Here is a 2,082-nt window from a genome sequence, read left to right as displayed (position 1 = left end):
GTCGCCGCGTACCCGTGGCCGGTGCTGGCCTTCTCCGCGTTCGGCGACTTCACGCCCACCGTGACCGACCAGGAGGCGGCCGAGCGGGAGACCCTGCGTCTCGCCGAGGGCGCCGTCGCCGGACTGCGCAAGGCCCACCCGGAGGTGGAGGTCGATCTCTACGTCGCGCCCGGCGACGCCGCGGGCCATCTCGTCGCGCACTCGCGGGACGCCGACCTGGTCGTCGTCGGGCGCCACCGCCGCCGCCTGACCCGGCCCGCCCCCATGCTCGGCTCGGTCACCCAGGCCGTGCTGCTGCACGCGGCGAGCCCGGTCGCGGTCGTCCCCCCGGCCGACGCGTAGGCCCTCAGCGCAGCACCACGCACCCGTGCCCGGCCAGCTCGTCGAGCAGGCCGGGGGCGAGGTGTACGTCGTTCCAGCGCAGGTCCAGCTTCTCCAGTGCGGGCAACTGCGTGATCCAGTGCGGGAGTTCGCGCAGGCGATTGCCGCGCAGGTCCAGTCGGCGCAGCCGGGGCAGGCCCCGCAGCGCCTCGGGGACGGCGTCGAAGGCGTTCTCGCGCAGCTCCAGTTCGCGCAACTCGCGCAGTGCGCGTACGGAGGCGGGGAGCGTGCCGAGCCGGTTGCCGCGCAGCCACAGTTCCCGCAGCGAGGTCAGCGCGCCGAGGTTCTCGGGGAGGGAGGTCAACTCATTGTGCTGGGCGCGCAGTTCGACGAGGCCCCGCATCGCGCCCAGCGTCGCCGGCAGCGACGTCAGACGGTTCTCCCCGACGTTCAGGTACGCCAGCCGGTCCAGCGCGCCGAGTGTGTCCGGCAGGTCCGTGAGCCGGTTGTCGTGCAGGTAGAGGAACCGGTTCAGGCCGGTCAGGTCGCCCAGCCGGGACGGCACCGCGGTCAGCAGGTTGTGGCCGAGGTCCAGGGTGTGCAGCCGCGTCAGGGTGCCGATGCGGTCGGGCAGGCGGGTGAGGCGGTTGTCGGGAAGCAGCAGCACTTCGAGGGCCGGGTGCTGCCACACCTCGTCCGGTACGCGGTCCAGCCCGGCGCGCCAGTAGTTGAGCGTCCCGTCGTTCACGGCCACAGCAACTGCTTGTGCCACCCGTCGGCGGTGCGCCGGTACGTGAGGCGGGTGTGCCTGCGCGCCTTGTCGCCCTGCCAGAACTCGACCGACTCCGGGCGGACCGTGTGCAGGGTCCAGCCGGGCGCGACGGCGTCCGGGTCCGCGGCGAGGCGGGCGCGGGCCTCCCGCACCGCGGCGTCCCGTTCGGCCAGGTCCGCCAGCGGCTGGGACTGGCGGCCCAGGAGCGCCTCCGCGCGGGCGTCCTCGCCCCGTGCCCGGAAGTCGGCCGCGCTCGCCTCGGCGGATGCCGCCGTGACCGGGCCGCGCACCCGCACCTGCCGGGCCAGTGCCGACCAGTAGAAGGTGAGCGCCGCGTACGGGCGCGCGGCGAGATCGCCGGCCTTGACGCTGCCGCCGTCCGACGCGAACTGCCAGCCCTCGGCGGTCACCGCCTTCAGGATCAGGGTGCGGGCCTGCGGGTTTCCGTCCGCCCCGGCGGTCGACAGCGTCATCGCGTGCGGCTCGCGCACCCCGGCGTCCAGCGCCCCCAGCAGCCAGTCGGCGAACAGCTCGCCCGGGGTGTCCGGGGTGGCGCCCGGGTCGAAGCCGGGCAGATCACCCGCGAACACCTCGATGCCGCGCAGCAGTTGACGCAGGTCGTCCATGATCTCCTCCGTGGGGCCGCCGTATGGTGCTAATGGTTGACGGAGAACCTATCATTAGGGTCATGCGTGACTTCAGCACGGCGGGACCCGACGCCACCCGGCTCGTCCTCGACCTCGCCCTCACCATCCGGCACGACGGGAACGGCGGCGTGGCCGACGACCTGCTCACCCCCGAGGACCTCACCGCGTGGGTGCATGCGCACGCCGCCGCACTGCCCCTGGAACCCGGTCTCACCGGCGACGCGGAGAGCCTGCGACGCGTGCGCGAGACGCGCGCAGCCGTGCGCGCCCTGTTCGCGAGGGCCGTACGCCCGGGGGAGCCCAGCCCGGCCGACGCCCGCCGGCTGCTGCCCGTCGCCGACG

General features: G+C 74.4%; 4 protein-coding genes. 2 read left to right on the top strand and 2 right to left on the bottom strand.

Going from position 1 to position 2,082, the window contains the following annotated elements:
- A partial coding sequence (locus G3I40_RS26370; RefSeq protein WP_164304658.1) for a universal stress protein occupies positions 1 to 342 on the top strand: 342 nt, incomplete at its 5' end.
- Between the two features lie 4 nt (positions 343 to 346).
- Here the strand turns inward: G3I40_RS26370 and G3I40_RS26365 are convergent.
- Together G3I40_RS26365 and G3I40_RS26360 are read right to left on the bottom strand one after the other, a co-directional pair.
- Positions 347 to 1,069: a leucine-rich repeat domain-containing protein gene (locus G3I40_RS26365; RefSeq protein ID WP_164304660.1), complete on the bottom strand. Its 723-nt coding sequence runs from the start codon at positions 1,067 to 1,069 to the stop codon at positions 347 to 349.
- Positions 1,066 to 1,719, bottom strand: a complete 654-nt coding sequence (locus G3I40_RS26360) for a pyridoxal 5'-phosphate synthase (RefSeq protein ID WP_164304656.1) — start codon at positions 1,717 to 1,719, stop codon at positions 1,066 to 1,068. Before G3I40_RS26360 ends, G3I40_RS26365 begins: the two co-directional genes overlap by 4 nt.
- A gap of 62 nt (positions 1,720 to 1,781) precedes the next feature.
- Between G3I40_RS26360 and G3I40_RS26355 the strand changes: the two genes are divergently transcribed.
- On the top strand, positions 1,782 to 2,082 hold a 301-nt coding region (locus G3I40_RS26355), incomplete at its 3' end, for an ABATE domain-containing protein (RefSeq protein WP_203644816.1).

Source organism: Streptomyces sp. SID14478 (genome assembly GCF_010548525.1).
In the GTDB taxonomy this organism is placed as follows: Bacteria; Actinomycetota; Actinomycetes; order Streptomycetales; family Streptomycetaceae; genus Streptomyces.
This window is presented reverse-complemented; position numbering and strand designations above follow the sequence as displayed.

What these genes read in the sequence shown, in the direction of transcription:
- G3I40_RS26360 (WP_164304656.1), bottom strand. Translation starts at nt 1,719, where the DNA reads ATGGACGACCTGCGTCAACTGCTGCGCGGCATCGAGGTGTTCGCGGGT.